The following is a 210-nucleotide window of genomic DNA, read 5'->3' on the forward strand; positions in this document are numbered from 1 at the left end:
CTCCCAGCCGCTATCCCCGGCCTTCTCTGTTCTCAGTTGCCACTGACGGCTATAGGATTCCAGTTCTTCCAGAACTGCCCTCTCCAGTTTCTCTGCTTCTCCTGATAAAAGATCCGCACGCTTCTTTGCAAGATAGTCTTCCCGTCTTTCTCTGATGACTGCCTCCAGATCCTTCTTTTCCTTGCAGTTTTTCAGTGCATCATAGAGACG

The 210-nt window shown here is 50.0% G+C and carries 1 protein-coding gene; it reads right to left on the minus strand.

From position 1 onward, the window contains the following. The coding region (locus tag HJY11_RS14735; protein WP_208076584.1) for a hypothetical protein at positions 1-210 on the minus strand (210 nt) is incomplete at both ends.

The sequence above is a fragment of the Bittarella massiliensis (ex Durand et al. 2017) genome, from assembly GCF_017566145.1.
GTDB classification, from domain to species: Bacteria; Bacillota; Clostridia; order Oscillospirales; family Ruminococcaceae; genus Bittarella; species Bittarella massiliensis_A.